Consider the following 26,586-nt stretch of genomic DNA (forward strand, 5'->3'; position numbering starts at 1 on the left):
TCCCCAATGTATGACAAGCCAATGCTTTGGCAGGGTGTGGAGATTTTGAGCGCACCCAAGCACAGCGCCTGCCGCTTTGCAACGCCTCCAACCGGGTGAGGGCAGCGGCGAATCGGCCATGGGCGGGCCGGGCGCGCTCCGTCCGGGTTCCACAACCGCAATGATAGTCTTTTTACCGTAACTTGACCCTGGCGGGGGGCTGTGCAAACACCCACCTTGTGGGCCTGTATGGCCGTGGAACGGGGGTTCGAGGCGCAAGCGATGGCTGAAGCGGACACCAACCGCGAGACGGAACTGAAGCTGGCCGCGAGGCCCGAGGATCTGGAAACCCTGCGTGCCGCCCCGTCCATCGCCGCGCGGGCCACCGCCCCGGCGGTGACGCGGACCCTGGAAAGCACCTATTACGACACGGAGGACGGGCGTCTCGCCGACCGCCGCGTCACCCTGCGGGTGCGCCGGACCGGCGAGGGATTCGTCCAGACCGTGAAGTCGGCGCCGGACGGCGACGGGCTCGGCCGTGGCGAATGGGAATGCGCGGTGACCGCCGCCGAACCCGACCTGACGCTGATCACCGACGGCGAGGCGCTGGATCTGCTCGGCCCGCTCGGCGAGTCGGAGCTGCGGCCGGTCTTCACCTCGGTCGTCGAGCGCACCAGCCTCGACGTCACGTTCGGCAAGGGCGACGGCGCCTCCTCCATCGAGATCGCCTTCGACCGGGGCGAGGTGCGGCTGCCCGGCGGCGGCGCCACCACCCCGCTGTCGGAGGTCGAACTCGAACTGAAGAGCGGTTCGCCCGCCGACCTCTACGATCTGGCGCTGGAGCTGTCCAGGCTGGCGCCGCTGCGGCTGGAGACACGGACCAAGGCGGCGCGCGGCTACGCGCTGGCCGCCGGCGAGGCCGACGCCGCGGTGAAGGCCGACAAGCTGCGGCTCGATTCCGACACCACGGTCGAGGGCGCCGTCGGCCGCATCGTGCGCGCCTGCCTCGCCCATCTCGCCGCCAACGAGGCGGCGACGCTGAAGGGCGACGACCCCGAGGGCGTCCACCAGATGCGGGTGGCGCTGCGCCGCCTGCGCTCGGCCATCGCGCTGTTCCGGCCCTTCGTGCCGGGCCCGCAGTATCTCTGGCTGGTCGGCGAGATCAAGTGGCTGGCCGGCAGCCTCGGCCCGGCGCGCGACTGGGACGTCTTCGCGACCGAGCTGCTGGCCCCGGTGCGCGACGCCTTCCACCGCGCCGACGGGCACGGCCGCTCGGCGGTCGAGGACATCGACGCGCTGGCCGCCGCCGCCGAGGCGCGCCGCCTGCGCGCCTACGAGACCGTCCGCGCCGCCATCGGGTCGGAGCGCTACACCGCCTTCCTGCTCGGGCTCGGCGCCTGGGTGGAGAAGCGCGGCTGGCGCGACCAGCCGGTCAGCGAGGATTCGGTGCGGCTGTTCGGGCCGGTCACCGGCCTGGCCGACCATCTGCTGGAGAAGCGCCACAAGAAGGCCAAGCGGGCCGGCCACGGCTTCGCCCATCTGCCGGTGGCGCAGCGCCACCAGCTGCGCATCGCCCTGAAGAAGCTGCGCTACGCCGCCGAGTTCTTCCGCAGCCTCTACGACGACAAGCCGGTGCGCCGCTATCTTCAGGAGCTGGCGGGGTTCCAGGACGCGCTCGGCCATCTGAACGACGTGGCGACGGCGACCCGGCTGCTGCACGAGCTGCACGAGGACGGCAGCCGCTCCGCCCCCGGCGAGCCGCGCGCCGCCGGCATCGTCATCGGCTGGCACGCCCGCGGCGTGTCGGACGGCGAGGCGGAGCTCGTCGCCCGCTGGCACGATTTCCTCGACACCAAGCGCTTCTGGTCGAAGCACGACGGCGTGGTGTAGACTCGACCGCATGCTCACGATCCTCGTCGCCAACATCAAGGGCGGTTGTGGCAAGACCACGATCGCCACCCACCTTGCGGCCGCCTCCGCCGTGGCCGGGCTGCCCACCGTCCTCGCCGACGTCGACCGCCAGCGCTCGTCGCTCGGCTGGCTGGAGCGTCGTCCGGAAAAGGCGCCGTCGCTGATCGGCATGGATTGGGCGAAGGATTTCGACAGCGCGCCGCGCGGCACCAAGCGTCTGGTGATCGACGCGCCGGCCGCCTTGAAGACGAGGCAGATCGAGGATCTGGTGAAGATGGCGGACGTCGTCGTCCTGCCGGTGCTGCCCGGCGCCTTCGACGAGCAGGCGACCCAGCGCTTCCTCGGCAAGCTGGAGGAGCTGAAGTCGATCGCCAGGCACCGGAAGGCGGTGGCGGTGGTCGGCAACCGGATGCGGGCGCGCACCAAGGCGGCGGACCGGCTGGACCAGTTCCTCGGCGGGATCGGGCACCGGGTGGTGACGCGGCTGCGCGACAGCCAGATCTACGCCGACGCGGCGGCGACCGGCCTCAGCCTGTTCGACATGCCCGGCAAGCGTGCCGGCGAACACCGCGCCGACTGGGCGCCGCTGCTGACCTACATCGACGGGGTGTAGGCATCGACGGGGTGTAGGCATCGACGCGGCGTAGGAAGCGGCTTTTTTCCCTGTCGGCCTGTCTCTTCGTCATGCCCGTGCTCGGCACGGGCATCCACGAGCGAATCTCAAGGTTCCACATGGATGACCGGGCCAGGCCCGGTCATGACCAAGGAAGTTGGCGGCGCAACGGCCGCCGCGCCGATCCTCAGTGGGCTTCGGCCTGGTCGAAATGACGGCCGATGGCCGAGAAGATGTAGACGACGCAGCCCAGGAACACGAGCAGCCCGCCCACCTCGAAGGCGCTGTCGGCGGCGCGCGAGGAGGCGAGCAGGCCGATAAAGGCCATGATTCCGGCGAGGATGGGCGACGTCCAGTTGCCGAGTGCTTTCACGTCAAAGGTCCTTTCGAAAAGAAAGCCGCGCCAAGCGCTCCGGGCTATTCCGAACGGGATAGGACAAACGCTTGCGATTTGCCGGGACTTTGCGGCAGCGCAGCGTGAAAATCAATGCGGCAGATCAATGCGGCACGAATGACTTTCGCGGTGCCGGGCGCGCCGCGCCGGGACCCGCCACGGGCAGGTCGAGGGCGAAGACGCTGCCCTCGCCGGTGCTCTCCACCAGCCGCAGCTCGCCGCCATGGGCGCGCAGCACCTCGCGCGCGATGGCGAGTCCGAGTCCGATGCCGCCGGCCCGCGCCGACCCGGCGAAGGGCTGGAACAGATGGTCGCGCGCCCGTGGCGGCAGGCCCGGCCCGTTGTCGGCGACGGTGACGGTCAGCGGGGCGTCCGCCGTTCCGGCGCGCGGCGCGATGGCGACCCGCAGCTCGTCGGCCCCGGCCTGCACGGCGTTCCGGGTGAGATTGGCCAGCGCCCTCGACAGTTGCCCGGCGTCGGCCTGGATGACGGTCCCCGCCGGAACATCGTTGATCCAGCGCGCCTCGACGCGCTCGCCGTCCGGCCGCAGCGTGTCGAGCGCCTGCGCGCCGGCCTCCTCGGCGAGGGCGCGCAGGTCGATTGGGCCGAGCCGCAAGGGGAGGGCGCCGTCGCGGGTGAAGGACAGGGTCTGCCCGCACAGCTCGACCGCGCGGTCGAGCGAGGCCATCAGGCGCGGCGTCACCCGCCGCACCTCCGGGTCGGCGCTCTCGCCCAGCCGCTCCGACAGCAGCGACGCGGTGGACAGGATGCCGCGCAGGTCGTGGTTGATCTTGGCGACGGCGGTGCCGAGCGCCGCCAGCCGCTCGCGCTGGCGCAGCGCGGCGCGCACGGTGCCCTGCATGGCGGCCAGCTCGCGCCCGGCGACGCCGATCTCGTCGCCGCGAGTCTCCGGCACCAGCGGCGGGGCGCCGTCGGGATCGCGGCGGAAGGCGACGACCCCGGCGGTCAGCCGCCGCATCGGGCGCACCAGCAGGGCGTGCAGCGTCACGAACACCAGCCCGGCGGCGATCAGCGAGATCGCCACCGACACCGCCAGGATGCTGCGCGAGAAATCCAGCATCGCGTCGATCATCGGCCGCTCGTCCATCGTCACCTCGACCCGCTGGGCGCGGTCCTTGGGCGAGCGGTCGATGACGCGGATCACCCGGTCGCGCGGCTCGGTCAGCGCGCGGAAGGCGTCGCGCACCAGCGCCCAGTTGCCGGCGGCGCGCAGGTCGAAGGTCTCGTCCACCTCCGGCGGCATCGGCCGCGACAGCATGTAGACCCGCGCGTCGGGCTGGATCAGGTCGATGACGTGGGCGCCGGCGTAGGACAGCAGCTTGGCCTGGAGCTGCTTCGTGACCATGAGGTCGGGGGCGGCCTCCACCGACAGCGCCGCGATGTGGGCGGCGGCCAGCCGCTCCTCCAGATAGGTCATGCGGAAGCGGGCGATGAAGGGCGTGTAGATCAGCACCTCGGCCAGCAGCACGAACAGGATCGTGAGCACCAGCAGCTTGGCCGACAGGCTGTTCGCGGCGGAGGGGACGGGCATGGAGGGGCGGACGAACGGAGAGAATGGGAGGACAGCTTATCCGCCGCCGTGCGGGTTGCCTACGGATCCTCTAGAATGGAGATGTCGGACACTGCCCGGAGGCTCCATGCGCGCGTTTGTCAGATTCGATGCCGTCGTCGCGACGGACCGCCATCAGGCGCTGACGGCGGTCGCCGAGGCGCTCGGCGCGTCGGGCGGCTGGATCGAGGACCACACCCTGTTTTCGGACGTCATGGCGGTGGTCCGCTTTTCCCTGCCCGGCGACCGGCTCGGCGATCTCGGCCGCGCGCTCGCCGCCGCCGGCCTGGTCCTGGACCCGCCGGCCGCGTCGGTGGCGGCGGTCTCCGGCGCGGAGCTGTCCGGCCAGCTCACGTTGACCTTCAGCCGGGGAACCGGCGACCTGCGCCGGGCGGTGCCGGCCTTTTCCTGAGCTTCCGGCGCAGGGCCGGCCGCCGGCTTTGGGCTCTGGCGTCCACGCACGCGGATTGGTATGACAGGCGCCATGAGCGACCTTGCCCGTCATATCGACACCCTGTCCCGCGCCAACGTGCTGTGCCTTGGCGACGTGATGCTCGACCGTTTCGTCTATGGCTCGGTGGAGCGGGTGTCGCCCGAGGCGCCGATTCCCGTGCTGCGCATCGAGCGCGAGCTTCCCAAGCTGGGCGGCGCCGGCAACGTGGCGGCCAATCTGGTGGCGCTCGACGCCGCCTGCCGCTTCGTGTCGGTGGTCGGCGGCGACGGGGTGGGCGGCGACCTGCTGGCCCTGCTGAAGCGGGAGGGGGTCAGCGACGGCGCCTCCATCATCGTCGAGGCCGGGCGCCAGACCACGGTCAAGACACGCTTCATCGCCGGCCAGCAGCAGCTTCTGCGCACCGACGTCGAGACGGTCGCCCCGATCACCGTCGCCGGCCGCGTGCTGGAGCAGGTCCGGCGCGACCTGCCCGAGGTCGGCGGCGTCATCCTCTCCGACTACGGCAAGGGCGTGCTGACCGATGAGCTGGTCGCCCAGGTCATCGCGGCGGCCAACGCGGCCGGCAAGCCGGTCGTCGTCGATCCCAAGGGGCGCGACTACCGCCGCTACCGCGGCGCCGACATCGTCACCCCCAACCGCAAGGAGCTGATGGAGGCGACCGGCCTTCCCGCCCGCACCGACGCGGAGGTCGTGACCGCTGCCCGCAACCTGATCGAAACCTGCGGCATCGGCGCGGTCGTCGCCACCCGCAGCGAGCAGGGCCTGTCGGTGGTCACCCGCGACGGCGTGGTGCATCTGCCGGCCGAGGCGCGCGAGGTGTTCGACGTGTCGGGCGCCGGCGACACCGTGGTGGCGACTCTGGCCGCCGCGCTGGCGGTCGGGGTCGGGCTGGCCGACGCGGCGCGGCTGGCCAACCTCGCGGCCGGCATCGTGGTGGGGAAGGTCGGCACCGCCGTCGTCCGCACCGCCGAGCTGCTGTCGGCCCTGCACGAGCAGGAATGGCGCCACGGCGAGGAGAAGGTGGCGACCCGCGACGAGGCGGCGGAGCGGGCGGAGCGCTGGCGGCTGCGCGGCAAGCGCGTCGGCTTCACCAACGGCTGCTTCGACCTGCTGCACCCCGGCCACATCTCGCTGCTGAAACAGGCGCGCGCGGCGTGCGACGTGCTGGTGGTCGGGCTGAACAGCGACGAATCGGTGAAGCGGCTGAAGGGCGACTCGCGCCCGGTGCAGAACGAGACGGCGCGCGCCACGGTGCTGGCGTCGCTCGGCTGCGTCGATCTGGTGGTGATCTTCGGCGAGGACACGCCGGAAACGCTGATCCGCGCGCTCAGGCCCGACACGCTGGTCAAGGGCGCCGACTACACCGTCGCGACGGTGGTGGGAGCGGAGTTCGTCATGGGCTACGGCGGCAAGGTGGTGCTGGCCGAGCTGGTCCAGGGACAGAGCACGACCAACACCATCAAGCGGCTGAAGGGCTGACGGCCGGGGGACTGACGGGGCCGCCCGCGCCTCACATCTTCTTCTGGACGTTGTCGGCCGAACGCTCGATGGCGCGACCGCCGGCCTGCACGTCCTGGCCGGCGCCCTCGACGGTGTTGCAGGCGGTCAGCGAGGTGCCGAGCAGCGTGCCGAGGATGGCGAACAGGGCGAACTTCTTGATGCTGGTCATTGGGGAACTCCCGTTGCGGTGCGATCCGATGGCTGAAAGAACGCAAGCGGAGCCGTGAAGGTTTCCCAGCCCGGTTGGATTTCCCGCTGCGCAAAAGGGGTGCCCTTCGCAAGCCGCTCCACATCCCTTACATTCTAGGGCGATGGTCGGATCGGGAGGTTGTCATGTCGCGGGCCCTGCGCATCACGCCAATGGTGACGGTCGATGAATTCCTCGCCATGCCGTTCGGCGGGGATGTCCGCTGCGAGCTGATCGACGGCGCGGTCGTCGCCCAGGCGCACCCCAGCCGCGCCCACAGCACCCTGCAAGGCGCCCTGGCCCGGCACCTCGGCAACGCGCTGGCGGAGCGAAACCGGCGCAGCGGGCAGTCCTGCGCCGCCCTGACCGAGGCCGGCATCCGCCCGCATTTCGACCCGACGCACAATTACCGGGTCGCCGATCTGGCGGTGACCTGCGAGCCCTTCGACCCGGACGTTCCCTACACCACCGCGCCCTCCCTGCTGGTCGAGATCCTCTCGCCGACCGAGGAGAAGGCGCAGCGGGCCAAGCTGCACGTCTACGCCGCCATGCCGTCGGTGCGGGAAATCCTGTTCCTCGATTCGCGGACCGTCCGCGCCGAGCTGCACCGCCGCGACGCCGACAACCTTTGGCCGGCCGCCCCGCAGGTGCTGGAGGGCGACGCCGTTCTCACCCTGGAGACGGCCGGGCTGGAGCTGCCCCTGGCCGAGCTTTACCGCGATCTCGGCTTCTGACCCCGGCCGGCAAGCCCCTCCGCCCGCAACCCGGTCCGGACGAAGTGTCTCGTTGCCAGCCGGCTGAAGCGCGGGCATAAATCGCCGCGCGGCCCTCCCCGCTGGACGGGACGGCTTTTGGCAACGAGCAAGAATGGCGGAAGGAAAGCCTCTCATGGCTGAAAGCACTTTTGACGTCGTCGTGGTCGGCGGCGGTCCCGGCGGGTATGTCTGCGCGATCCGTGCGGCGCAGCTCGGCTTCAAGGTCGCCTGCGTGGAGAAGCGCGGCACGCTCGGCGGCACCTGCCTGAACGTCGGCTGCATCCCCTCCAAGGCCCTGCTGGCGGCGTCGGAGAAGTACGAGGAGGCCGCGCACGGCCTCGCCAAGTTCGGCATCAAGGTCGGCAGCGTCGAACTCGACCTGCCCGGCATGCTCGCCCACAAGGACAAGGTCGTCAAAGACAACGTCGGCGGCATCGAGTTCCTGTTCAAGAAGAACAAGATCACCTGGCTGAAGGGCGCCGGCACCATCACGTCCGGCACCACCGTCGAGGTCGAGGGCGTCGGCGCCGTCACCGCGTCGAAGGCCATCGTCATCGCCACCGGTTCGGACGTCACCCCGCTGCCCGGCCTGACCATCGACGAGAAGAAAATCGTCTCCTCCACCGGCGCCCTGGAGCTGCCGGAGGTGCCGAAGCGTCTCGTCGTCATCGGCGGCGGCGTCATCGGCCTGGAGCTGGGCTCGGTCTGGGGCCGCCTTGGCGCCCAGGTCACGGTGATCGAGTATCTCGACCGCGTCCTGCCGACGATGGACGGCGAGATCTCCAAGCAGGCCCAGCGCATCTTCGCCAAGCAGGGCATGACCTTCAAGCTGGGCGCCAAGGTGACCGGCGCCAACGTCTCGGAAACCGGCGTGTCGCTGTCGGTCGAGCCCGCCGCCGGCGGCGCCGCCGAGACGGTCGAGGCCGACGTCGTGCTGGTCGCCATCGGGCGGCGCGCCTACACCCAGGGCCTCGGGCTCGACGCGGTGGGCGTGGCGCTGGACGAGCGCGGCCGGGTCAAGGTCGGCCATCATTTCGAGACCAACGTGCCGGGCATCTACGCCATCGGCGACGTGATCGAAGGCCCGATGCTGGCCCACAAGGCGGAGGAGGACGGCGTCGCGCTGGCCGAGCTGCTGGCCGGCCAGAAGGGCCACGTCAACTACGACCTCGTTCCCGGCGTCGTCTACACCTGGCCGGAAGTGGCCGCCGTCGGCAAGACGGAAGAGGAGCTGAAGGCCGCGGGCGTCGCCTACAAGACCGGCAAGTTCCCCTTCACCGCCAACGGCCGCGCGCGGGCCAGCGGCACCACCGACGGCTTCGTGAAGATCCTGGCCGACGCCACCACCGACAAGGTGCTGGGCGTCCATCTGCTGGGGCCGAACGTGTCGGAGATGGTGGCCGAGCTGGTGCTCGCCATGGAGTTCAGCGCGTCCGCCGAGGACATCGCCCGCACCTGCCACGCCCACCCGACCCTGTCGGAGGCGACCAAGGAAGCGGCGCTGGCGGTGGACGGCCGTCCGCTGCACATCTGATCGCCTGACGCTCGTCCTAAGAGCGCCTAACAGAAGCTTGGGTCGTCTCTCGACTCGTCATCCCCGCCTTCGCGGGGATGACGGTTCCATTGGGCACCGATGGCGAAAACGGAATTCTGTTCGGCGCTCTAAGAAAAACGCCGCCTCTTCCGGACCGGAAGGGGCGGCGTTTTGCCGTGCGCTGGTCACTGTGAAACCGGGTGGGCCGGCGCCGCTGCTCCCGATCCGGAAGGGGCGGCGCCGGCCGCTGCGGCGGCTTACGACGCTTTCTTGCGCGCCGTGGTCTTTTCCGGTTTGGCGCCCTCCGCCTTGGCTTCGGCCGCGTCCTTCGCCTTGGTGGCCTTGGCGGCGGCGGTCTTGGTCGCGGCCGCCTTCGCCGGGGCCTTGGCGGCGGCCTTCCTGGCCGGCGCCTTCTTCTCCTTCACGGGAGCTTCGCCCTCGGCGGTGGCCGGCTCGGCCTCCTTCGGGGCCTTGCCCTTCTTGGCGGCGTCCTTGGCGACCTTCGCCTCGATCAGCTCCAGCGCCTGCTCCAGCGTCACGCTGTCCGGCTCGGTCGCCTTGGGGATCGAGGCGTAGACGCTGCCGTGCTTCACGTAGGGGCCGAAGCGGCCCGAGCCCATGGTGATCGGCTTGCCGGTCTTGGGGTGGTCGCCCAGCGTCTTGGCCGGGGCCGACGCCTTCTTGGCCGCGCCCGCCAGCAGGTCGACGGCCCGGTTGATGCCGATGGTCAGCACGTCGTCGTCGGGCGTCAGCGACTTGTAGACGCTGCCGTGCTTCAGGTAGGGACCGAAGCGGCCGATGCCGGCGCTGATTTCCTCATTCGTTTCCGGGTGGTTGCCGATGGCGCGCGGCAGCGCCAGCAGGCGCAGCGCGGTGTCGAGATCGACGTCGGCCGCCGCCATGCCCTTGGGCAGCGACACCCGCTTGGGCTTGGGCGTGTCGTCCTTGGGCTTCTTCTTGGCCTTGACCTTCTTGCCGCCAGCCTTGTCGTCGGCCGGCGCTTCCTCGACCGGCGGCGGGGGAGGCGGGGCGGCGGTCGCCGGAGCCGGGCCGAGCTGGATGTAGGCACCGTAGGGGCCGCGACGCACGCTCACCGGCAGGCCGGTCTCGGGATCGTTGCCCAGCTCGCGCGGGCCCTCCTGGACCTCGCCGTTCTCGTCGTTGGCGACGGCGAGCGGACGGGTGTAGCGGCACTCCGGGTAGCGCGAGCAGCCGATGAAGGCGCCCATCTTGCCCAGCTTCAGCCCCAGCCGGCCCTCGCGGCAGACCGGGCAGACGCGCGGGTCGTGCCCGCCCTCGACCGGCGCCGGGAAGAAGTGGGAGCCCAGCTCCTCGTCCAGCGTGGTCAGCACCTGGGTGATCGTCAGGTCCTTGGTGCCGTTGACCGCGACGTCGAAGGCGGTCCAGAAGTCGCGCAGCACCGTCTTCCAGTCGATCTTGCCGTCGGAGATCTCGTCGAGCTGGTTCTCCAGCTCGGCCGTGAAGTTGTACTCGACGTAGCGGTGGAAGAAATTCTCCAGGAAGGCCGTCACCAGCCGGCCGCGATCCTCGGGAATGAAGCGCCGCTTGTCGAGCCGCACGTAGTTGCGGTCCTGGAGCACTTGCAGGATCGAGGCGTAGGTGGAGGGCCGGCCGATGCCCAGCTCCTCCAGCCGCTTGACGAGGCTGGCTTCGGAGTAGCGCGGCGGCGGCTGGGTGAAATGCTGCTCCGGCGCGATCTCGCCCTGGGTGAGATCGTTGCCCTCCTCCATGGCGGGCAGGCGGCGGTCCTGCTGGTCGTCCTCGGCGTCGTCGCGCCCCTCCTGGTAGACCTTCAGGAAGCCGTCGAACACGACCACCGAGCCGGTGGCGCGCAGCACCACGTCCTTCGACGGGCTGGCGATGTCGACCGCGACCTGGTCCAGGACGGCGCTTTCCATCTGGCTGGCCAGCGTGCGCTTCCAGACCAGCTCGTAGAGCCGCAGCTCGTCCGGCTCCAGATGGGAGGCGACGCTTTCCGGGCGGCGGTGCAGGTCGGTCGGCCGGATGGCCTCGTGGGCCTCCTGGGCGTTCTTGGCGGCGGTCTTGTAGACGCGCGGCTGCTCCGGCACGTAGCGCTCGCCGTAATGCGAGCCGATCAGGCCGCGCGCCGACTCGATGGCCTCCTGCGACAGGCTGACGCCGTCGGTACGCATGTAGGTGATGAGGCCGACCGTCTCGCCGCCGATGTCGACGCCCTCGTACAGCCGCTGCGCGGTGCGCATGGTGCGGGTGGCGCCGAAGCCGAGCTTGCGCGAGGCCTCCTGCTGGAGGGTCGAGGTGGTGAAGGGCGGCGACGGGTTGCGGCGGCTCTGCTTGCGCTCGACCGAGGCGACGGCGAAGGCCTGCGGGCGGATGCGCGCCACGGCGGCCTCGGCGGCCTCGCGGTTGGGCAGGCCGAACTTGTCGAGCTTCTTGCCGTCGAGCTGGGTCAGCGAGGCGGTGAAGGCCGCCCCGCCCGGCGTGGTGAAGCCGACGCCGATCGACCAGTATTCCTGCGGCTTGAAGATCTCGATCTCGGATTCGCGCTCGCAGATCAGGCGCAGCGCCACCGACTGGACGCGGCCGGCCGATTTGGAGCCCGGCAGCTTGCGCCACAGCACCGGCGACAGGGTAAAGCCGACCAGATAGTCGAGCGCCCGGCGCGCCAGATAGGCGTCGACCAGCTCCTTCGACACCGCGCGCGGGTTGGCCATGGCGGTCTGGACGGCCGACTTGGTGATCTCGTTGAAGGTGACGCGCTGGACCTCGCGGTTGTCGGACAGGCGCTTCTCGCGCAGCAGTTCGGACAAATGCCAGGCGATGGCCTCCCCCTCGCGATCCGGGTCGGTTGCGAGGTAGACGCGGTCGGCCGTCTTCACCGCCTTGGCGATCTCGTCGATGTGGCGCTTGGAGCGGTCGCCCAGCTCCCACTCCATCGCGAAATCCTCGTCGGGGCGCACCGACCCGTCGCGCGCCGGAAGGTCGCGCACATGGCCGAAGCTGGCGATGACGGTGTAATCGTCGCCCAGGTATTTGTTGATGGTCTTCGCCTTGGCCGGCGATTCGACGATGACGACGTTGCTGCCCGGCAAGAGACTGCCCTTCGCGTGTGCCTATACCCGAAACCGGAATGTGCCGATCAGGCGAGAGAGACCTGATGACCGGGATGCCGCTGGACTCGGCCGGCAAGCTCGAGTTCCAACACCACGGTCAGCACCACCGGAGCGGACAATTGGCACCCGCGGACGAGTTCGTCAATGGTGACGGGGGAGGGGCCGAGGTTTTCCAGAACCACGGCGCGGGCGCGGGCGAGGTCGGATTCGTCGGGTTCGGCGGGCTTGCGGGTCTCGAACAGGTCGCGCCGGCGCTCCGCCAGGGAGGGCGGGCGCAGGCTCTCCAGGGCGCGCAGCACGTCCTCGGCGCTCTCCACCAGGGCGGCGCCCTGGCGGATCAGGTTGTTGGTGCCGTGGCAGCGCGGGTCGAGCGGCGAGCCCGGCACCGCCATCACCTCGCGCCCCTGCTCCAGCGCCATGCGGGCGGTGATCAGCGAGCCCGACCGCAGCGCCGCCTCCACCACCAGGATGCCGAGCGACAGGCCGGAGATCAGCCGGTTGCGGCGCGGGAAATGCCGGGCCTGCGGCTGGGTGCCGACCGGGCTCTCGGCCACCACCACGCCCTGCGCCACGATGTCGCGGTACAGATCCTCGTTCTCCGGCGGGTAGACGACGTCGATGCCGCCGGCCACCACGGCGGCGGTGCCGCTGGCGAGCGATCCCCGGTGGGCGGCGGTGTCGATGCCGCGCGCCAGCCCGGAGACGACCAGCAGCCCGGCGGCCCCCAGGTCGCGGGCCAGCGATTCGGCGAATTTCTTGCCGTTCAGGGAGGCGTTGCGGGCGCCGACGATGGCGACGGCGCGCTTCTGGAGCAGATGCGCGTGGCCGAGGACGGAGACGACCGGCGGCGCGTCGTCCACGGCGGCGAGCGGTTCGGGATAGTCGGGCTCGCAGGCGCAGAGCAGCCGGGCGCCGAGCCTGCGGTTGGCCGCCAGCTCGCGCTCGGCCTCGGCCTTGGAGGCGACGCGGAGCGGCTTGACCCGCCCGCCGCGCCGGGCCAGTTCCGGCAGCCGGTCGAGCGCCTCCCGGACGCCGCCATACTGGTCGAGCAGGCGGTGGAAGGTGATCGGCCCGACATTCTCGGTGCGGATCAGGCGGAGCCAGTCGAGCCGTTCGGCGTCGGAGAGGATGCGGCGCGGTTGTGTCATGCCGCAGGTTTCTACAACCGATGGCGATCCTTGTTCAACACGCAATCGTAGGCGGGGCGCGTGAGGGTGGGGAACTGCCCGGCATGGTGGTTCCGGGGCATCCGGGTGGTTGCCGGGAGGACGGTTGTGTCCTATCTTCGGGGAAGGCGTGCCGGGTCTGCTTTCCCCGGCACGCCCACCCGATCCTAGTGAAGAAGGTCAAGCAACCGCTTGACGATCTCCAGCACCAGGATCAGGAGAGTGAGGATTTTGTCCATCCTCTTGCCCTCCGGTAGTGCGGCGCGGGCGGTGGCCGTTCCACCGCCCCGACCGCCCGGACAATTCAGCAAATTCGCGGAACAGGCTCAAGGAAGCGCGCTGTCGCACGCCGCGGCAAAAACGCTTCATCAAACCGCAGCTACAAGTTGTTTCACCGTTTGTGGAAGACCGGCGGGCGCTTGTCGAAGAAGGCGGTGATGCCCTCCTTGGCCTCGCCATGGTGCAGGGCCTCGACGAACAGGTCGCTTTCGCGGGCGAGCTGCGTCGCGAAGCTGCCATAGGCCAGCTCCATCAGCTTCTTCGCCCGGCCCATGGCGCCGCTCGGGCCGTCGGCGATGGTCTGCGCCCAGGCGACGGCCTCGGACAGCGCGCGGCCGGGGGCGGTCACGCGGTTGACCACGCCCGCCATGTGCAGGCGCTGCGGATCGACCGGGCCGCCGGTCAGCATCAGCTCGGCGTAGAGCTGCGGCGGCAGCGCGCGGGCCAGCGAGGCCGAGGCGCCGCCGTCGGCCGTCAGGCCGACCTTCACGTAGGCGGTGAGGAAGGAGGCGTCCTCCGCCGCGACGATCAGGTCGCAGGCCAGCGCCAGCGAGAAGCCGGCCCCGGCCGCCGGCCCCTCGACGGCGGCGACGATCGGCTTGGGGCATTCGCGCATCGCCCGGACCCAGCCATGGAAGCGCTCGATCCCGTCGCGGTTCTCCGAGCGCGACTTGCTGCCGTGGTGGTAGAGGTTGGTCAGGTGCCCGCCCGAGCTGAAGGCCCGGCCGTCGCCGGCCAGCACGATGGCGCCGATGCCGCTGTCGTGGACGGCCTCGTCGAGCGCGTCGCGGCCCCGCGCCATCATCGGCAGGCTGAGCGCGTTGCGGGTCGCCGGGTCGCTCATGGTCATCACCATCACCCGGCCCTGCCGCTCGACCCGCATGGGGGTATCCTGGGCGGAGTTGTGGGCGGTGTCCTGGGCGGTGTTTTGGGATTCGGTCATTGGTCGTTTGCTCCCCCGGAGGTTTCGGCTGCCGCCCCTTGTTGTGCGGTGGGGCGGAGTCTCGCCGAATGGTGGAGGCAGTGTGCCAGCCGCCGGCTCGCGCTCCAATCCGTCCGAGGGGCATAGGGCACGCTCAAAAGGCTGACTTCGGGGGTTGCCGCACCCACATTGGAGTGGGACGGATCGACGCGGGGAAAGGGGCGGCATGGCGCTCGCGCTGGGAGAGGGAAGGGGGCGGACGGCGGTGGCCGGCGCGCCGGCCCACGTCACCCGCGCGGTGATCCTCGCCTGCGTGTTCGCGTTCGTCTTTCAGTTGCCGCCGGAATCCTTCGCCTTCGTGCCGGCCTACTTCTTCGGGACGGTCGAACTGGCCGGGCCGCTGCCGACATCGGCGTTGTGGCGCGGGCTGTTCGGCCATGTGCTGATCCATGGCGACCCCGTGCATCTGCTGACCAACATGGCGGTGCTCTGGCCCCTGGGCGCCTCGGTGGAACGGGTGGTCGGGCATGGACGCTTCGCGCTGCTGTTCGCCGCCGGGACCGTCGCCGGGGCCCTGACCGAGGGCGCGCTGGCGGCCGACCGCATGGCGCCGCTGGTCGGGGCGAGCGGGGCGATCTGCGCCCTGATGGGGGCCTGGCTGTGGCTGCGCCCGCCGGAGCGCTCGCCGCTGCGGCGCTGGCTGGACCGGACGCTGCGGGTGGCGGTGGCGCTGTTCGCCGCGTTGAACCTTGCGATGGTGGTGGTGCCGCCGGCCCCGGACTCGCCCTTGGCCGAGGTCGGCTGGGGCGCCCATGTCGGCGGGCTGCTCGCCGGGTTGCTGCTGGCTCCGCTGCTGCGCCCCCGGCGCCCCCGGCGCCGCTGATCCGCCGGCGACGGGCGTTGCCTTTGCCGTGGGACGCCGGGATACTGCGGCCGGTTTCTTTATGCAACGGAGCTTCGGAACATGGCGGGCGGCGGAACGGCGGCGGTGCTGGGCGTGATCGGCGGCAGCGGCGTCTACGACATCGACGGGTTGGCGAACAAGCGCTGGGTAACGGTCGGCACCCCGTTCGGCGAGCCGTCGGACCAGCTGCTGACCGGCGACCTCGACGGGCAGAGGCTGGTCTTCCTGCCGCGCCACGGCCGGGGCCACCGCATCCCGCCGTCGGAGCTGAACTTCCGCGCCAACATCCACGCGCTGAAACAGCTCGGCGTCACCGAGATCCTGTCGGTGTCGGCGGTCGGCTCGCTGAAGGAGGATCTGCCGCCCGGCACCTTCGTGGTGATCGACCAGTTCATCGACCGCACCTTCGCCCGCGAGAAGAGCTTCTTCGGGACCGGGCTGGTGGCGCATGTGGCGCTCGGCCACCCGGTGTGCAACCGGCTGGGCGACCTGATCGAGGAGGCGCTCCGCGAACTCGACGTGCCGCACCGGCGGCGCGGCACCTACATGGTGATGGAGGGGCCGCAATTCTCCACCATCGCCGAGTCCGAGCTGTACCGGAGCTGGGGCTGCGACGTCATCGGCATGACCAACATGCCGGAGGCCAAGCTCGCCCGCGAGGCTGAGATCTGCTACGCGACCGTCGCCATGGTGACGGATTACGACTGCTGGCACACCGACCACGCCCATGTGACGGTGGACGCGGTGATCAAGGTGGTGGTCGCCAACGCCGGCAAGGCGCGCTCGCTGGTGTCGGCGCTGGCCCCCAAGGTCGCCGGGCGCGGCGACGCCTGCGCCCAGGGCTGCCACACCGCGCTGGACAACGCGATCATGACCGCCCCGGACCGCCGCGACCCGGCGATGCTGGCCAAGCTGGACGTCATCGTGAAGCGGGTGCTGGGCTGACGCGGCGGCGGCGCGGTCCCGCCGCGCTCAGCGGCTGAGCCGCATGTCGATGTGCGGGATGCCGACGTCGTCGTAGACGTCGCTGTCCCGCCGGAAGCCGAAGCTTCCATAGAAACGCTCCAGATAGAGCTGGGCGCCGATGACGACGTCGTGGTCCGGCCACCGTTCGGTCAGCAGGGCCAGCGAGGCGGCGACCAGTTCGCGGCCCAGGCCGGTGCCCCGCTCGGCGGGCAGCACCGCCAGCCGACCGAAGGCGGTCGTGGCGCCGGGCTCCGCGCCGGGGCCGAAGCAGCGGGCGCAGCCGACCGGCGCCGGGCACCCCGAATCCGCATCCTCCGGCCGGGTGGCGATCAGGTGGAGCGCCTCGGGATCGCGGCCGTCGAGGTCGGGGTAGGGCGAGGCCTGCTCGACGATCAGCACGCTCTGCCGCATGTGGAGCAGGGCGTGCAGCTCGCGGGTCGTCAGTTCGTCGAAGCGGGCAAGGCGGATCGGCATCGGATGGACTCGTCGGGACGGGGATCAGAAGGAAGTGGCGCCGCCGGGCGGCGCGGCGTGCAGATGCTCCACCGTGAAGCCGAAGCGCGCGGTCAGCGCCTCGGCGACGCGCAGGCGGTGGCAGACATGGGGTTCGGCCTCGAAACAGAGCAGGCAGGCGGGCGCCGGGGCGGCGATCCCGGCGGCGCGGACCAGATCATGCTCGGCCTCCGGCGTTGCCATCTTCTCGGCGACGATGGTCCAGAAGCGGTCCATCCGGCCGAGATGCGCGGCGACCCGGCCCTCCTTGGGCGTGCCGAGCCCCTTGAGATGGACGTAGCCGATCCCGGCCTCGGCCAGCCCGGCCGACAGCGGCGTCTTGGAAAAGCCGGCCCGCCGCGACAGCGGCAGCTCGCGCACGTCCAGCACGGTGGCGACGCCGCGCGCCCTCAGCGCCGCGATCACCGCGTCGAGCGAGGCGCGCTCGTAGCCGATGGTGTAGAGCGGCGCGGGGCGGGGCGGCGGGGTCATCACGCGATCGCGTTGCGGATCATGTAGTCGGCGATGTCCTTGGGCTTGACCTTGACCTCGACCAGCGGCTCGTCGGCGGTCATCGCCTTGGCGACCAGCAGGCTGTTCTGCACGTTGGTCAGGGCGATGCGGAAGATTCCGGCGGCGCCCTTCAGGCGGGGGTAGTAGGTCGGGTCGATGGTCTTCTCGCGGCGGCCGAGCCGGGCCAGCGCCTGTTCCTCGTCCAGCCCCTCGACCTCCTGGGACTGGACCAGCTTCCAGTCGGTCTCGCCGCCCCAGCCGGCGTCGGCGGCGGCCTTCGCGTCGGCGGCGTCATCGGCGACGCCCAGCTTGTAGGTGTGCTTGCCCTGCCCGACGTCGGACGCCCATTTCGTCAGGGCGGCGCTGCGCGCCACATAGATCACGGCCATCGGCCTTGCCCTCCCTCTGTCGGCACGGAGCCTTCGGGGGGACTCTACCGGAACGCGGGCGCCTATTGGAACGAGGATTGGCGCGCCAGCGGCGTGATCAGGATGCGGGTGATGACGTTCTTGCCGAACAGGGCGCTGGCGGCGTCGTCGATCCGCCGGCGCAGGGCCGGGATGTTGGCGATGTTGCCGCGGACGATCCAGCCCTCGTCGATGCCCTTGTAGACGGCGGTGAGGATGGCGTCGTGCAGGCGGGGGATGCTGAGCTGGACCTCGCCGAGCCGCAGGGCGTCGCCGACCTCCAGATTGACCTCGATCTGCGTGTACTTCTCGATGCGGCCCTGGGTGTTCACCACCGGGACCATCAGCGGCCGGATGCGGACCGAGGGCGGCAGAGCGCCGGGCGCGCCTTCCGCCGCGGCGGCCGGATGGGCCATGGCGAGGCCGACGAGAAGACAGAGTGCCAGCAAAGGGCCGCGCATGAAGGAACACCGCGAGAACCGGTCGGGACGGAAAGCCTACCCGGTTCGTCGCGGTGCTTTCAACACTGTCCCCCTCAGGGGAAACCCGGGTGCCGAAACGGTCACGGCGCCGGGTTCGTCATCGGCCTTTCCTTGCCGGCCCCTTGCGGCGCCTTGCGGCCTCGGGCCGCTGTTTTAAGCCGTCTTACGGCCTCCGGCCGCCGCTATGCCGCTATGCCGCTTTGCGGCCTCCGGCCACTATGCCGCTTTGCGGCCTCCGGCCGCGATGGCCTTCTTGTTCACGTCGCCGATGGCGAGCTGGTTCAGCTTCAGGTCGGTCTCCTTCTCTTCCTTCAGGGTCTCCTCCAGAAGCTGGGCGACCTTGGTCAGGCCGCAGGCCGTGGCGTAGGCGTGCACGGTGCCGTAGCTGGCGATCTCGTAATGCTCCACCTTCTGCGCGGCGGCGATGAGCGCGGCGTCCTGGACTTCGGGGGCGAGGCCCATCTCCAGTATTTCGTGGGCTTCGCTGATCAGCCCTTCCATCGCGTCGCAGCGCTTGCCGCGCTTGACCACGTCCAGCTCGTCGAAGACCTGCTCCAGCCGCTCGATCTGGCCGTTGGTCTCCTCCAGATGACGTTCGAAGGCCTGGCGGAGCTGGGGGGAATGGGCGGCCTTCGCCAGCTTGGGCAGGGCCTTCGTGATCTGCTTTTCCGCGTGGTAGATGTCGCGGATGTCCTCGACCAGCAGATCCTGCATCGTCTTGGCAGCCATGATGGATGCTTCCTTCTTCCACACGATGGGTTTGGGGTGGTTTTGACGGTTGGATGTCGATGGCGTTCCGGGCAGAGTGGAACGGTGCCCATCAGAACAGGGGGGCGCCGCCGGTGTTCCACGGCGCGTGCCCTGGCCATAGGGTGATGACCCTCTGGAATGGGTGGCGTTTCGCGCAGCGTCCCATGCGCGGTCCTTGGGGTTCAATCATCGGGAGGGGTGCCGCATGACCGGTCCTGGCGGCGAGGTGTTGTTCGAGTTCCACCGCGTCGGGAGTTACATGAAGGTGACGGCCATCGACGCGCAGACAGGGGTCGAGGTGTCGGTGGCCGGCCCGGCCAGCGGCAGCGTCGAGCTGCTCAAGCGCACGGCGATGAACAAGCTGCGCTACGTCCAGACCCGCGACGCGCCCAAGCCCGGCGCCAAGCCTGGCCGCTGACGCGGTGCCCGGCGGGTGGGGCGGGCAAGAAGACGCGCCGTCGGGGAGTGCCGGCGGCGCGCTCGGAAGTCTGGCTTCTGCTGATGGTGAGCGCTGGCATGCCCGACCGGCGGCCTTGCGGCACGCCTGGCTGCCGGTCGTAGAGCGAACCGCTCGACCCGGACTGTAGACCTATGCATGCCCGTTGGCACTGGTGCAGGGGGTGTAACGCTTGTAGAAACGCGCTCGACGAACGAACGACGGGCCGGGACGCCGGCGGGAGAGCGCGGCGGATCGCAACCGCCGCCCAATCGGGGATTGCAGCATGTTTCGTATGACGTCCGGCCTGCGCGCGGCCATCGCCGCCCTGGGCATCCTGGCGGGAACGCCGGTCCTGGCCGCCGCTCCGGCCTCGCCCCAAGCGGGCGGCCAGCCGCCGATGAGCGTTCCGGCGAACCCGGCCTCCGGCTGCTTCAAGCCGGGCGTGCCGCTGTGCATGGACGACGGGACGACCTTCGTCAGCGCCGACAAGATGTCCGGCTGCCAGTTCGAGGTGAAGGAGTACGTCGACAAGACGATGGCGTATTTGAAATGCCTGAACGACGAGAACATCGCGACCGGGCAGGATCTGACGCGCAACGTCGAGCGTTTCAACTGCCGACTGTCTGGGCGCAAGGGCTGCTGATCGTCAGCGCCTGCCTGGTCCGGTCGCGGCGCGCGGCCGGTTGACGCGAGGGCCCGGACCGGAAGGGGCCGGGCGGCAGCCGATGGTTTCAACCATGGGGCGTGCCGTGCAATCAAAAGGAAATGTCGTCCGTCGAAGAAACGCGCGCGGGCCGGCTCCCTTCGGGACGGCCCGCTCTACGCCACGGACACTGTGCGATCAACCGACCTTGCGGCGGGTCTGCCGGCCGGAGCTGCGCCCCAGCCCGATTCGCTTGGCGAATTCAGAACGTTGCGCCGCGTAGTTCGGCGCGACCATCGGGTAGTCGGGCGGAAGGCCCCAGCGCGCCCGGTATTCGTCCGGCGACATGTTGTAGGTCGAGCGAAGGTGCCGCTTGAGCATCTTCAACTTCTTTCCGTCTTCCAGGCAGACGATGTATTCGGGAGTGACCGACTTGCGGATCGGCACCGCCGGCTTCAGCGGCTCCGCCGGGGTTTCGCGGGGCTGGCCGTTAAGTCCGGTCAGCGACGAGTAGACCGTATTGATCACCTCGGGGATTTGCTGAGCGGGCAAAACATTCTTGCTGACATACGCCGATACGATGTCGGCCGTCATCCGCAGCAGCGCGTTGTCGGGTACATCGGCGCGAAGCTGGTCGCTCATTGCACAGTGTCCTGGCTTTTCATTTGTCCGTAGCAACCAAGTTGCATACCGTGATTTGGGTGTCAATATAATTTCGGCAAGAAGCAAATTAGTTGCTTTTGGCCGTCAGAACTGATGACGCCGGCTTAAATCAGGCAACGCTGAAAATCGTTTCCAGGCTGCTGCCGACACCCGGCTTTAAGGATCGTCTAGTAAGGTCCAGCTTTAAATCGACGGCGGACTTGGTTGCGGCAATTGCGCCGGGCCGGGTGCCTATAACGAATCGGCTAACTCCCTTGCTTGGTGGGCGCGACAACGCTGAGGCGAAATGCGCTCGCGAACTTTCAAGCATTTGGCGGGTTTCCGGCGGGCGCCTCGACGTGAGGCTGCGATTCCCGCGCCCCGCGCGGGGACGGGCCTCGACGCTGGCCCGGCGGCTGCGCCCCGCTCCGTCGCTGGACGCCATGCGTCCCCGTCATGGTGTGGTGGTGGCGGCTGGCGTCGATATCTGGTAGGGTGCGGCCGCTTTCCGCCGCACTGGAGTTTTCCGTCGCCATGACCGCCCGCACCGTAGCGCTCGCCTCCGACCATGCCGGTTACGAGCTGAAGGCTCAGATCGCCGCGTCGCTGGCGGACGCCGGCTACACCGTCCTCGATTTCGGCACCGACGGTCCGGCCTCGGTGGACTATCCGGACTTCGCCGCCGCGGTCGCCGCCGCCGTCACCGACGGCCGGGCCGAGCGCGGCGTGCTGGTCTGCGGCAGCGGCATCGGCATCAGCATCGCGGCCAACCGCCATCCGGGCGTCCGCGCGGCGCTGGTCCACGACGTGACCACCGCGCGCCTCAGCCGCGAGCACAACGACGCCAACGTCATCGCGCTGGGCGCCCGCATCGTCGGGCCGGAGATCGCCAAGGATTGCGTGACCACCTTCCTGAACACGGCGTTCGAGGGCGGGGAGCGGCACAGCCGCCGCATCGCCAAGATGGGCTGAAGGCCAGCGGCCTTTGAGGAATTGGGCCTGATCAAGGCCAGCCGGCCGGGGACCGTCGCCGTGTCCGGCCGGACGAGCAAGCATTCGACGATTTGAGGAGCCTTCCGCCATGACCAGCACCAACGCCGCCGAGATCGGCCGCTTCTTCGCCGCCTCGCTCGCCGAGACCGATCCCGAACTGGCCCGCGCGGTGCGCGACGAGCTGGTCCGCCAGCAGGAGCAGATCGAGCTGATCGCCTCCGAGAACATCGTCTCCCAGGCGGTGCTGGAGGCCCAGGGCTCGGTCCTCACCAACAAGTACGCGGAAGGCTATCCCGGCAAGCGCTACTACGGCGGCTGCGAGTTCGTCGACGTGGCTGAGAATCTCGCCATCGAGCGCGCCTGCAAGCTGTTCGGCTGCGAGTTCGCCAACGTCCAGCCGAACTCCGGCTCCCAGGCCAACCAGGCGGTGCTGCTGGCGCTGTTGCAGCCGGGCGACTGCGTGCTCGGCATGTCGCTGGCCGCCGGCGGCCACCTCACCCACGGCGCCGCTCCCAACATGTCCGGCAAGTGGTTCAAGTCCGTGCAGTACGGCGTGCGCAAGGACGACCACCTGATCGACTTCGACCAGGTCGAGGCGCTGGCCCGCGAGCACAAGCCGAAGCTGATCATCGCCGGCGGCTCCGCCTACCCGCGAGTCCTCGACTATGAGCGCTTCCGCGCCATCGCGGACGAGGTCGGCGCCTACTTCATGGTCGACATCGCCCACTACGCCGGCCTGATCGCCGGCGGCGTCTACCCGAACCCGTTCCCCTACGCCGACGTCGCCACCACCACCACCCACAAGACGCTGCGCGGTCCGCGCGGCGGCATGGTGATGACCAACCGCGAGGACATCGCCAAGAAGATCAACTCGGCGGTCTTCCCCGGCCTCCAGGGCGGCCCGCTCATGCACGTCATCGCCGCCAAGGCGGTCGCCTTCGCCGAGGCGCTGCGTCCGGAGTTCAAGACCTACGCGCAAGCCGTCCTGGACAACGCCCGCGTGCTGTCGAAGACGCTGATCGACGGCGGCCTCGACATCGTGTCGGGCGGCACCGACAGCCACATCGTGCTGGTCGACCTGCGTCCGAAGAACCTGACCGGCAAGGCGGCGGAAGCCAGCCTGGAGCATGCCGGCATGACCTGCAACAAGAACGGCGTGCCGTTCGACCCGCAGAAGCCGATGATCACCTCGGGCGTCCGCCTCGGCAGCCCGGCGGCGACCACGCGCGGCTTCGGCACCGCCGAGTTCAAGCAGGTGGGCGAGATGATCGTCGAGACGCTGGACGGTCTGGCCGCCAGCAACTCGGGCGACAATTCGGCGGTGGAGGCGGCGATGCGCGAGCGCGTGCGCGGCCTGTGCCGCCAGTTCCCGATCTACCCGACGCTCTGACGCGCCCTTAAAGAAGAAGGGGAGGGGACAAGGAATGCGCTGCCCGTTCTGTGGAAACGAGGACACCCAGGTCAAGGACTCGCGACCGACGGAGGACAACTCGGCCATCCGGCGGCGGCGCTTCTGTCCCAGTTGCAGCGCGCGCTTCACCACCTTCGAGCGCGTGCAGCTGCGCGAGCTGACGGTGGTGAAGAGCACCGGGCAGCGCGAGCCCTTCGACCGTGACAAGCTGCTGCGGTCGATGAAGATCGCGCTGCGCAAGCGCCCGATCGACGCCGACCGCATCGACCGGGTGGTGAACAGCTTGGTCCGCCAGCTCGAATCCTCCGGCGAGAGCGAGATCCCCTCCAAGCAGATCGGCGAGCGGATCATGGAGGCGTTGCAGACGCTGGATCAGGTCGCCTACATCCGCTACGCCTCGGTCTACAAGGACTTCCGCGAGGCGTCGGACTTCAACGAGTTCGTCGAGCAGCTGGCGCCGGAAGCCCAGCCGGGCTGATGGCCGCCGATACCGACACCGACCTCCGCCACATGCGGGCCGCCCTGTCGCTCGCCGCGCGCGGGCTCGGGCGGACATGGCCCAACCCGTCGGTCGGCTGCGTGCTGGTGCGCGACGGCGCCGTGGTCGGCCGTGGCTGGACCCAGCCCGGAGGGCGTCCCCACGCGGAGACCGAGGCGCTCGCCCGCGCCGGCGCCCTGGCGAAGGGCGCCACCGCCTACGTCACGCTGGAACCCTGCAACCATTACGGCAAGACGCCGCCTTGCAGCCTTGCGTTGATCGGCGCCGAGGTCGCCCGCGTCGTCGTCGCCTGCCAGGACCCCGACCCGCGCGTCGCCGGCGGCGGGCTGGCGCGTCTGAGGGATGCCGGCGTCGCCGTGACCTTCGGTGTGTGCGAGGCCGAGGCGCTCGCCCTCAACGAGGGCTTCTTCAACCGCATCCAGCACGCCCGCCCGCTGGTCACGCTGAAGCTGGCGACGACGCTCGACGGCCGCATCGCGACGCGCACCGGCCATTCGCAGTGGATCACCGGCCCGACCGCGCGCGCCTGGGGACACCGGCTGCGGGCGACCAACGACGCGATCATGGTCGGGATCGGCACCGCCTTGGCCGACGACCCCGAACTGACCTGCCGCCTGCCGGGGCTGGAGGAGCGCAGCCCGGTCCGGATCGTGCTCGACGGCAGCCTGCGCCTGTCCCCGGACTCGAGGCTGGCGGCGACGGCGCGGATCCTTCCGACCTGGGTGGTGACGCGCGACGATCACGACCCGGCCAAGGCTGCCGCACTCACCGCCCAGGGTGTCGAAATCCTGCCGGTGCCCGCCGATCCCACCGGCCGTCCGGATCCGGCCGCCGCGCTGGCGGCGCTCGCCGGGCGCGGCGTCACCCGCCTGCTGGTCGAGGGCGGCGCCACCCTGGCCGGCGCCCTGATGGGGGCCGGGCTGGTCGACCGGCTGGAATGGTTCCGCGCCGCCTCGCTGATCGGCGGCGACGGGCTGTCGGCCGTCACCGGCTTCGGCGTCGACCGGCTCGACGGCATGGCGCGTTTCGAGCGCACCGCCGTCCGTGTCGCCGGGAGCGATCTGGCGGAGAGCTACCGGCGCCTTTGAGCGCTCACGCCGTTTCGTCTCGCGGAGGGCTGTGGAACACGGATGCGGGCTTTGCCCGCCCACGGATGAATGGGATGGCGGTCATCCGTGTTCATCCGTGTCTCCCCTGGCCTTCCACACGACCTTGGCTGTTGATCCTGCCGGTTTTCCCGACCGCCGCGCGCCGCGCAACAGTCCGTTGCGGCGCCCGCGTCGTCGTCCGCGCTTCCCCTCGGCGCGAAACCTGCTAAATTCGCCGCCATGTTCACCGGAATCATCACCGATGTCGGGCGCGTCCGGGCCGTGGAGCGGCAGGGCGACACCCGGTTCACCATCGAGACCGCCTTCGACACGGAGACGATCGCGATCGGGGCGTCCATCGCCCACAACGGCGTTTGCCTGACGGTCATCGAGAAGGGGCCGGGGTGGTACGTCATCCAGGCGTCGGGCGAGACGCTGTCCAAGACGACGCTCGGCGGCTGGGAAGCCGGCACCCGCGTCAACCTGGAGCGCGCGCTGAAGGTCGGCGACGAACTGGGCGGGCACATCGTGTCCGGCCATGTCGACGGCGTCGGCCGGCTGGTCGCCCTGCGGCCGGAGGGTGAATCGATCCGCCTGACCTTCGAGGCGCCGGAGACCCTCGCCAAATACATCGCCTCCAAGGGGTCGGTCGCCATCGACGGCGTGTCGCTGACCGTCAACGAGGTCGCCGGTTCGCGTTTCGGCGTGAACATCATCCCGCACACCCAGACCGCGACCACCTTCGGTGGCCTGCGCGAGGGCGACGCGGTCAATCTGGAAATCGACATGCTCGCGCGCTACGTCGCGCGGCTCGCGGGGCAGGAATGACGTCCGAATTCCACAAGTATCTGTCGTCGGCCGAGGAGATCCTCGAGGAGGCGCGGCAGGGCCGGATGTTCATCCTGGTCGACGACGAGGACCGCGAGAACGAGGGCGACCTCGTCATCCCCGCCTCCTGCGCCACGCCGGAAGCGGTCAACTTCATGGCCAAGCACGGGCGCGGCCTGATCTGCCTGACCATGGACCAGCCGAACATCGAGCGGCTGCGCCTGCCGCTGATGGCCCAGCAGAACGCGTCCCGCCACCAGACCGCCTTCACCGTCTCGATCGAGGCGCGCGAGGGCGTGACGACCGGCATCTCGGCCGCCGACCGCGCCCGCACCATCGAGGTCGCCATCGACCCGAAATCCGGGCCGCACGACATCGCCACGCCGGGCCACATCTTCCCGCTGCTGGCGCGCGACGGCGGCGTGCTGGTCCGCGCCGGCCACACCGAGGCGTCGGTCGACATCGCCCGGCTGTCCGGCCATTCCCCGGCCGCCGTGATCTGCGAGATCATGAACGACGACGGCACCATGGCCCGCCTGCCGGACCTCGTGCAGTTCGCCCAGTTCCACGGGCTGAAGGTCGGCACCATCGCCGACCTGATCGCCTACCGCCGCCGCACCGAGACGATCGTCGAGCAGCGTCTGGCCGGCACGCTGGACAGCCGTTTTGGCGGCCGTTTCCAGACCTACGTCTACACCAACAAGATCCATTACGCGGAGCACATCGCCCTGGTGCGCGGCGACATCTCCGGCGACGAGCCGGTGCTGGTCCGCATGCACGCCCTGTCGGTGCTCGACGACGTGCTGGGCGACCGCAACTCCGGCCGCGCCGACGAGTTGCAGGCGTCGATGGAGCTGATCGCCAAGGAGAACCGCGGCGTCATCGTGCTGCTGCGCGAGCCGCAGCCGAACGGTCTGTCGTCGGTGCTGAAGGCCCGGCTGGAAGGGCAGGCGGGCAGCGCGCCCGAACTGCGCGACTATGGCGTCGGCGCGCAGATCCTGCTGGATCTCGGCGTGCGCTCGATGGTTCTGCTGTCCAACCGCAAGAAGTCGATCATCGGGCTGGAGGGCTACGGCCTGACGGTGGTCGGCCACCGCGCCATCCACCCGGCCTGCGCCGAAAAGGGCGCCGACTGATGGACGCGCGCGCCGC

The 26,586-nt window shown here is 70.1% G+C and carries 28 protein-coding genes; 16 read left to right on the top strand and 12 right to left on the bottom strand.

The window, feature by feature from the left end; translation table 11 throughout:
• Nucleotides 1-261 precede the first annotated feature (261 nt).
• Nucleotides 262-1,869, top strand: a complete 1,608-nt coding sequence (locus tag J2847_RS18065) for a CYTH and CHAD domain-containing protein (protein ID WP_209780276.1) — start codon at nt 262-264, stop codon at nt 1,867-1,869.
• Nucleotides 1,870-1,879: 10 nt separating this feature from the next.
• A complete protein-coding gene (locus tag J2847_RS18070) occupies nt 1,880-2,503 on the top strand; it encodes a ParA family protein (protein ID WP_209780277.1) in 624 nt (207 codons plus the stop codon).
• A 187-nt stretch (nt 2,504-2,690) separates the two neighbouring features.
• Here J2847_RS18070 and J2847_RS18075 read toward each other — a convergent pair whose 3' ends face one another.
• Both J2847_RS18075 and J2847_RS18080 read right to left on the bottom strand, forming a co-directional pair.
• Nucleotides 2,691-2,876, bottom strand: a complete 186-nt coding sequence (locus J2847_RS18075; RefSeq protein WP_209780278.1) for a hypothetical protein — start codon at nt 2,874-2,876, stop codon at nt 2,691-2,693.
• Between the two features lie 124 nt (nt 2,877-3,000).
• Nucleotides 3,001-4,449, bottom strand: a complete 1,449-nt coding sequence (locus J2847_RS18080; protein WP_209780279.1) for a sensor histidine kinase — start codon at nt 4,447-4,449, stop codon at nt 3,001-3,003.
• 106 nt (nt 4,450-4,555) lie between these two features.
• Between J2847_RS18080 and J2847_RS18085 the strand changes: the two genes are divergently transcribed.
• Together J2847_RS18085 and rfaE1 are read left to right on the top strand one after the other, a co-directional pair.
• On the top strand, nt 4,556-4,879 hold the full coding sequence (locus tag J2847_RS18085; RefSeq protein WP_209780280.1) for a hypothetical protein: 324 nt from the start codon (nt 4,556-4,558) through the stop codon (nt 4,877-4,879).
• Between the two features lie 72 nt (nt 4,880-4,951).
• A complete protein-coding gene (gene rfaE1 / locus J2847_RS18090; protein WP_411800598.1) occupies nt 4,952-6,400 on the top strand; it encodes a D-glycero-beta-D-manno-heptose-7-phosphate kinase in 1,449 nt (482 codons plus the stop codon).
• A 31-nt stretch (nt 6,401-6,431) separates the two neighbouring features.
• On the opposite strand, the gene J2847_RS18095 is transcribed toward rfaE1, so the two are convergent.
• On the bottom strand, nt 6,432-6,590 hold the full coding sequence (locus J2847_RS18095; RefSeq protein WP_209780282.1) for an entericidin A/B family lipoprotein: 159 nt from the start codon (nt 6,588-6,590) through the stop codon (nt 6,432-6,434).
• Between the two features lie 164 nt (nt 6,591-6,754).
• On the opposite strand from J2847_RS18095, the gene J2847_RS18100 reads away from it, so the two are divergent.
• Together J2847_RS18100 and lpdA are read left to right on the top strand one after the other, a co-directional pair.
• Nucleotides 6,755-7,342: a Uma2 family endonuclease gene (locus J2847_RS18100; RefSeq protein WP_209780283.1), complete on the top strand. Its 588-nt coding sequence runs from the start codon at nt 6,755-6,757 to the stop codon at nt 7,340-7,342.
• 154 nt (nt 7,343-7,496) lie between these two features.
• Complete coding sequence (gene lpdA, locus J2847_RS18105) at nt 7,497-8,897, top strand: dihydrolipoyl dehydrogenase (RefSeq protein ID WP_209780284.1); 1,401 nt, start codon at nt 7,497-7,499, stop codon at nt 8,895-8,897.
• Between the two features lie 257 nt (nt 8,898-9,154).
• On the opposite strand, the gene topA is transcribed toward lpdA, so the two are convergent.
• The 3 genes from topA to J2847_RS18120 form a co-directional block, all read right to left on the bottom strand.
• Nucleotides 9,155-11,989 (bottom strand): type I DNA topoisomerase, encoded by a 2,835-nt coding sequence (gene topA, locus J2847_RS18110; protein WP_209780285.1) that lies wholly within the window; start codon nt 11,987-11,989, stop codon nt 9,155-9,157.
• Between the two features lie 47 nt (nt 11,990-12,036).
• The gene (gene dprA / locus J2847_RS18115; RefSeq protein WP_209780286.1) at nt 12,037-13,158 is read right to left on the bottom strand and encodes a DNA-processing protein DprA; all 1,122 of its coding nucleotides are present in this window, start codon (nt 13,156-13,158) and stop codon (nt 12,037-12,039) included.
• A gap of 409 nt (nt 13,159-13,567) precedes the next feature.
• Complete coding sequence (locus tag J2847_RS18120) at nt 13,568-14,398, bottom strand: oxepin-CoA hydrolase, alternative type (protein WP_209780287.1); 831 nt, start codon at nt 14,396-14,398, stop codon at nt 13,568-13,570.
• 205 nt (nt 14,399-14,603) lie between these two features.
• Here J2847_RS18120 and J2847_RS18125 point away from each other — a divergent pair, with 205 nt between their 5' ends.
• On the top strand, nt 14,604-15,260 hold the full coding sequence (locus tag J2847_RS18125; RefSeq protein WP_209780288.1) for a rhomboid family intramembrane serine protease: 657 nt from the start codon (nt 14,604-14,606) through the stop codon (nt 15,258-15,260).
• A gap of 81 nt (nt 15,261-15,341) precedes the next feature.
• Entirely contained in the window at nt 15,342-16,226 is an 885-nt protein-coding gene (locus J2847_RS18130) for an S-methyl-5'-thioadenosine phosphorylase (RefSeq protein WP_209780289.1), read from the top strand.
• Nucleotides 16,227-16,253: 27 nt separating this feature from the next.
• On the opposite strand, the gene J2847_RS18135 is transcribed toward J2847_RS18130, so the two are convergent.
• The 5 genes from J2847_RS18135 to J2847_RS18155 form a co-directional block, all read right to left on the bottom strand.
• On the bottom strand, nt 16,254-16,721 hold the full coding sequence (locus J2847_RS18135) for a GNAT family N-acetyltransferase (RefSeq protein ID WP_209780290.1): 468 nt from the start codon (nt 16,719-16,721) through the stop codon (nt 16,254-16,256).
• Nucleotides 16,722-16,745: 24 nt separating this feature from the next.
• Nucleotides 16,746-17,231 carry a DUF488 domain-containing protein gene (locus J2847_RS18140; RefSeq protein WP_209780291.1) on the bottom strand — a complete coding sequence of 162 codons (486 nt, stop codon included), beginning with the start codon at nt 17,229-17,231 and terminating at the stop codon, nt 16,746-16,748.
• Nucleotides 17,231-17,641: a hypothetical protein gene (locus J2847_RS18145; protein ID WP_209780292.1), complete on the bottom strand. Its 411-nt coding sequence runs from the start codon at nt 17,639-17,641 to the stop codon at nt 17,231-17,233. The genes J2847_RS18140 and J2847_RS18145 overlap by 1 nt, the downstream gene beginning before the upstream one ends.
• A 62-nt stretch (nt 17,642-17,703) precedes the next feature.
• Entirely contained in the window at nt 17,704-18,120 is a 417-nt protein-coding gene (locus tag J2847_RS18150) for a hypothetical protein (protein ID WP_085554899.1), read from the bottom strand.
• A 237-nt stretch (nt 18,121-18,357) separates the two neighbouring features.
• Nucleotides 18,358-18,870, bottom strand: coding sequence for a YciE/YciF ferroxidase family protein (locus J2847_RS18155; protein ID WP_209780293.1), 513 nt, complete (start codon nt 18,868-18,870; stop codon nt 18,358-18,360).
• Nucleotides 18,871-19,096: 226 nt separating this feature from the next.
• Here J2847_RS18155 and J2847_RS18160 point away from each other — a divergent pair, with 226 nt between their 5' ends.
• Nucleotides 19,097-19,309, top strand: a complete 213-nt coding sequence (locus tag J2847_RS18160) for a DUF6898 family protein (protein WP_085554897.1) — start codon at nt 19,097-19,099, stop codon at nt 19,307-19,309.
• A gap of 304 nt (nt 19,310-19,613) precedes the next feature.
• Nucleotides 19,614-19,973: a hypothetical protein gene (locus J2847_RS18165; protein WP_209780294.1), complete on the top strand. Its 360-nt coding sequence runs from the start codon at nt 19,614-19,616 to the stop codon at nt 19,971-19,973.
• A gap of 198 nt (nt 19,974-20,171) precedes the next feature.
• Here J2847_RS18165 and J2847_RS18170 read toward each other — a convergent pair whose 3' ends face one another.
• Nucleotides 20,172-20,615, bottom strand: a complete 444-nt coding sequence (locus J2847_RS18170; protein WP_085554895.1) for a Ros/MucR family transcriptional regulator — start codon at nt 20,613-20,615, stop codon at nt 20,172-20,174.
• Between the two features lie 534 nt (nt 20,616-21,149).
• On the opposite strand from J2847_RS18170, the gene rpiB reads away from it, so the two are divergent.
• The 6 genes from rpiB (at nt 21,150) to ribB (ending at nt 26,570) form a co-directional block, all read left to right on the top strand.
• Nucleotides 21,150-21,587 carry a ribose 5-phosphate isomerase B gene (rpiB, locus tag J2847_RS18175; RefSeq protein ID WP_209780295.1) on the top strand — a complete coding sequence of 146 codons (438 nt, stop codon included), beginning with the start codon at nt 21,150-21,152 and terminating at the stop codon, nt 21,585-21,587.
• A gap of 109 nt (nt 21,588-21,696) precedes the next feature.
• Nucleotides 21,697-22,998, top strand: a complete 1,302-nt coding sequence (gene glyA / locus J2847_RS18180) for a serine hydroxymethyltransferase (protein ID WP_085554894.1) — start codon at nt 21,697-21,699, stop codon at nt 22,996-22,998.
• Between the two features lie 34 nt (nt 22,999-23,032).
• Nucleotides 23,033-23,497 (top strand): transcriptional regulator NrdR, encoded by a 465-nt coding sequence (nrdR, locus tag J2847_RS18185; RefSeq protein ID WP_085554893.1) that lies wholly within the window; start codon nt 23,033-23,035, stop codon nt 23,495-23,497.
• Complete coding sequence (gene ribD, locus J2847_RS18190) at nt 23,497-24,606, top strand: bifunctional diaminohydroxyphosphoribosylaminopyrimidine deaminase/5-amino-6-(5-phosphoribosylamino)uracil reductase RibD (RefSeq protein ID WP_233474604.1); 1,110 nt, start codon at nt 23,497-23,499, stop codon at nt 24,604-24,606. The genes nrdR and ribD overlap by 1 nt, the downstream gene beginning before the upstream one ends.
• Nucleotides 24,607-24,846: 240 nt before the next feature.
• A complete protein-coding gene (locus J2847_RS18195) occupies nt 24,847-25,434 on the top strand; it encodes a riboflavin synthase (protein ID WP_209780296.1) in 588 nt (195 codons plus the stop codon).
• Entirely contained in the window at nt 25,431-26,570 is a 1,140-nt protein-coding gene (gene ribB / locus J2847_RS18200) for a 3,4-dihydroxy-2-butanone-4-phosphate synthase (RefSeq protein ID WP_085554891.1), read from the top strand. The genes J2847_RS18195 and ribB overlap by 4 nt, the downstream gene beginning before the upstream one ends.
• The last annotated feature ends 16 nt before the right edge of the window (nt 26,571-26,586 follow it).

The sequence above is a fragment of the Azospirillum agricola genome (genome assembly GCF_017876095.1).
GTDB classification, from domain to species: domain Bacteria; phylum Pseudomonadota; class Alphaproteobacteria; order Azospirillales; family Azospirillaceae; genus Azospirillum; species Azospirillum agricola.

What these genes read in the sequence shown, in the direction of transcription:
- rpiB (WP_209780295.1), top strand. Translation starts at nt 21,150, where the DNA reads ATGACCGCCCGCACCGTAGCGCTCGCCTCCGACCATGCCGGTTACGAG.
- J2847_RS18170 (WP_085554895.1), bottom strand. Translation starts at nt 20,615, where the DNA reads ATGAGCGACCAGCTTCGCGCCGATGTACCCGACAACGCGCTGCTGCGG.
- J2847_RS18140 (WP_209780291.1), bottom strand. Translation starts at nt 17,231, where the DNA reads ATGACCCCGCCGCCCCGCCCCGCGCCGCTCTACACCATCGGCTACGAG.
- J2847_RS18155 (WP_209780293.1), bottom strand. Translation starts at nt 18,870, where the DNA reads ATGGCTGCCAAGACGATGCAGGATCTGCTGGTCGAGGACATCCGCGAC.
- nrdR (WP_085554893.1), top strand. Translation starts at nt 23,033, where the DNA reads ATGCGCTGCCCGTTCTGTGGAAACGAGGACACCCAGGTCAAGGACTCG.
- J2847_RS18085 (WP_209780280.1), top strand. Translation starts at nt 4,556, where the DNA reads ATGCGCGCGTTTGTCAGATTCGATGCCGTCGTCGCGACGGACCGCCAT.
- J2847_RS18165 (WP_209780294.1), top strand. Translation starts at nt 19,614, where the DNA reads ATGTTTCGTATGACGTCCGGCCTGCGCGCGGCCATCGCCGCCCTGGGC.
- ribD (WP_233474604.1), top strand. Translation starts at nt 23,497, where the DNA reads ATGGCCGCCGATACCGACACCGACCTCCGCCACATGCGGGCCGCCCTG.
- J2847_RS18150 (WP_085554899.1), bottom strand. Translation starts at nt 18,120, where the DNA reads ATGCGCGGCCCTTTGCTGGCACTCTGTCTTCTCGTCGGCCTCGCCATG.
- J2847_RS18125 (WP_209780288.1), top strand. Translation starts at nt 14,604, where the DNA reads ATGGCGCTCGCGCTGGGAGAGGGAAGGGGGCGGACGGCGGTGGCCGGC.
- J2847_RS18070 (WP_209780277.1), top strand. Translation starts at nt 1,880, where the DNA reads ATGCTCACGATCCTCGTCGCCAACATCAAGGGCGGTTGTGGCAAGACC.
- J2847_RS18195 (WP_209780296.1), top strand. Translation starts at nt 24,847, where the DNA reads ATGTTCACCGGAATCATCACCGATGTCGGGCGCGTCCGGGCCGTGGAG.
- lpdA (WP_209780284.1), top strand. Translation starts at nt 7,497, where the DNA reads ATGGCTGAAAGCACTTTTGACGTCGTCGTGGTCGGCGGCGGTCCCGGC.
- J2847_RS18095 (WP_209780282.1), bottom strand. Translation starts at nt 6,590, where the DNA reads ATGACCAGCATCAAGAAGTTCGCCCTGTTCGCCATCCTCGGCACGCTG.
- J2847_RS18080 (WP_209780279.1), bottom strand. Translation starts at nt 4,449, where the DNA reads ATGCCCGTCCCCTCCGCCGCGAACAGCCTGTCGGCCAAGCTGCTGGTG.
- dprA (WP_209780286.1), bottom strand. Translation starts at nt 13,158, where the DNA reads ATGACACAACCGCGCCGCATCCTCTCCGACGCCGAACGGCTCGACTGG.
- J2847_RS18065 (WP_209780276.1), top strand. Translation starts at nt 262, where the DNA reads ATGGCTGAAGCGGACACCAACCGCGAGACGGAACTGAAGCTGGCCGCG.
- J2847_RS18145 (WP_209780292.1), bottom strand. Translation starts at nt 17,641, where the DNA reads ATGGCCGTGATCTATGTGGCGCGCAGCGCCGCCCTGACGAAATGGGCG.
- J2847_RS18120 (WP_209780287.1), bottom strand. Translation starts at nt 14,398, where the DNA reads ATGACCGAATCCCAAAACACCGCCCAGGACACCGCCCACAACTCCGCC.
- J2847_RS18100 (WP_209780283.1), top strand. Translation starts at nt 6,755, where the DNA reads ATGTCGCGGGCCCTGCGCATCACGCCAATGGTGACGGTCGATGAATTC.
- glyA (WP_085554894.1), top strand. Translation starts at nt 21,697, where the DNA reads ATGACCAGCACCAACGCCGCCGAGATCGGCCGCTTCTTCGCCGCCTCG.
- rfaE1 (WP_411800598.1), top strand. Translation starts at nt 4,952, where the DNA reads ATGAGCGACCTTGCCCGTCATATCGACACCCTGTCCCGCGCCAACGTG.
- J2847_RS18160 (WP_085554897.1), top strand. Translation starts at nt 19,097, where the DNA reads ATGACCGGTCCTGGCGGCGAGGTGTTGTTCGAGTTCCACCGCGTCGGG.
- J2847_RS18130 (WP_209780289.1), top strand. Translation starts at nt 15,342, where the DNA reads ATGGCGGGCGGCGGAACGGCGGCGGTGCTGGGCGTGATCGGCGGCAGC.
- ribB (WP_085554891.1), top strand. Translation starts at nt 25,431, where the DNA reads ATGACGTCCGAATTCCACAAGTATCTGTCGTCGGCCGAGGAGATCCTC.
- J2847_RS18135 (WP_209780290.1), bottom strand. Translation starts at nt 16,721, where the DNA reads ATGCCGATCCGCCTTGCCCGCTTCGACGAACTGACGACCCGCGAGCTG.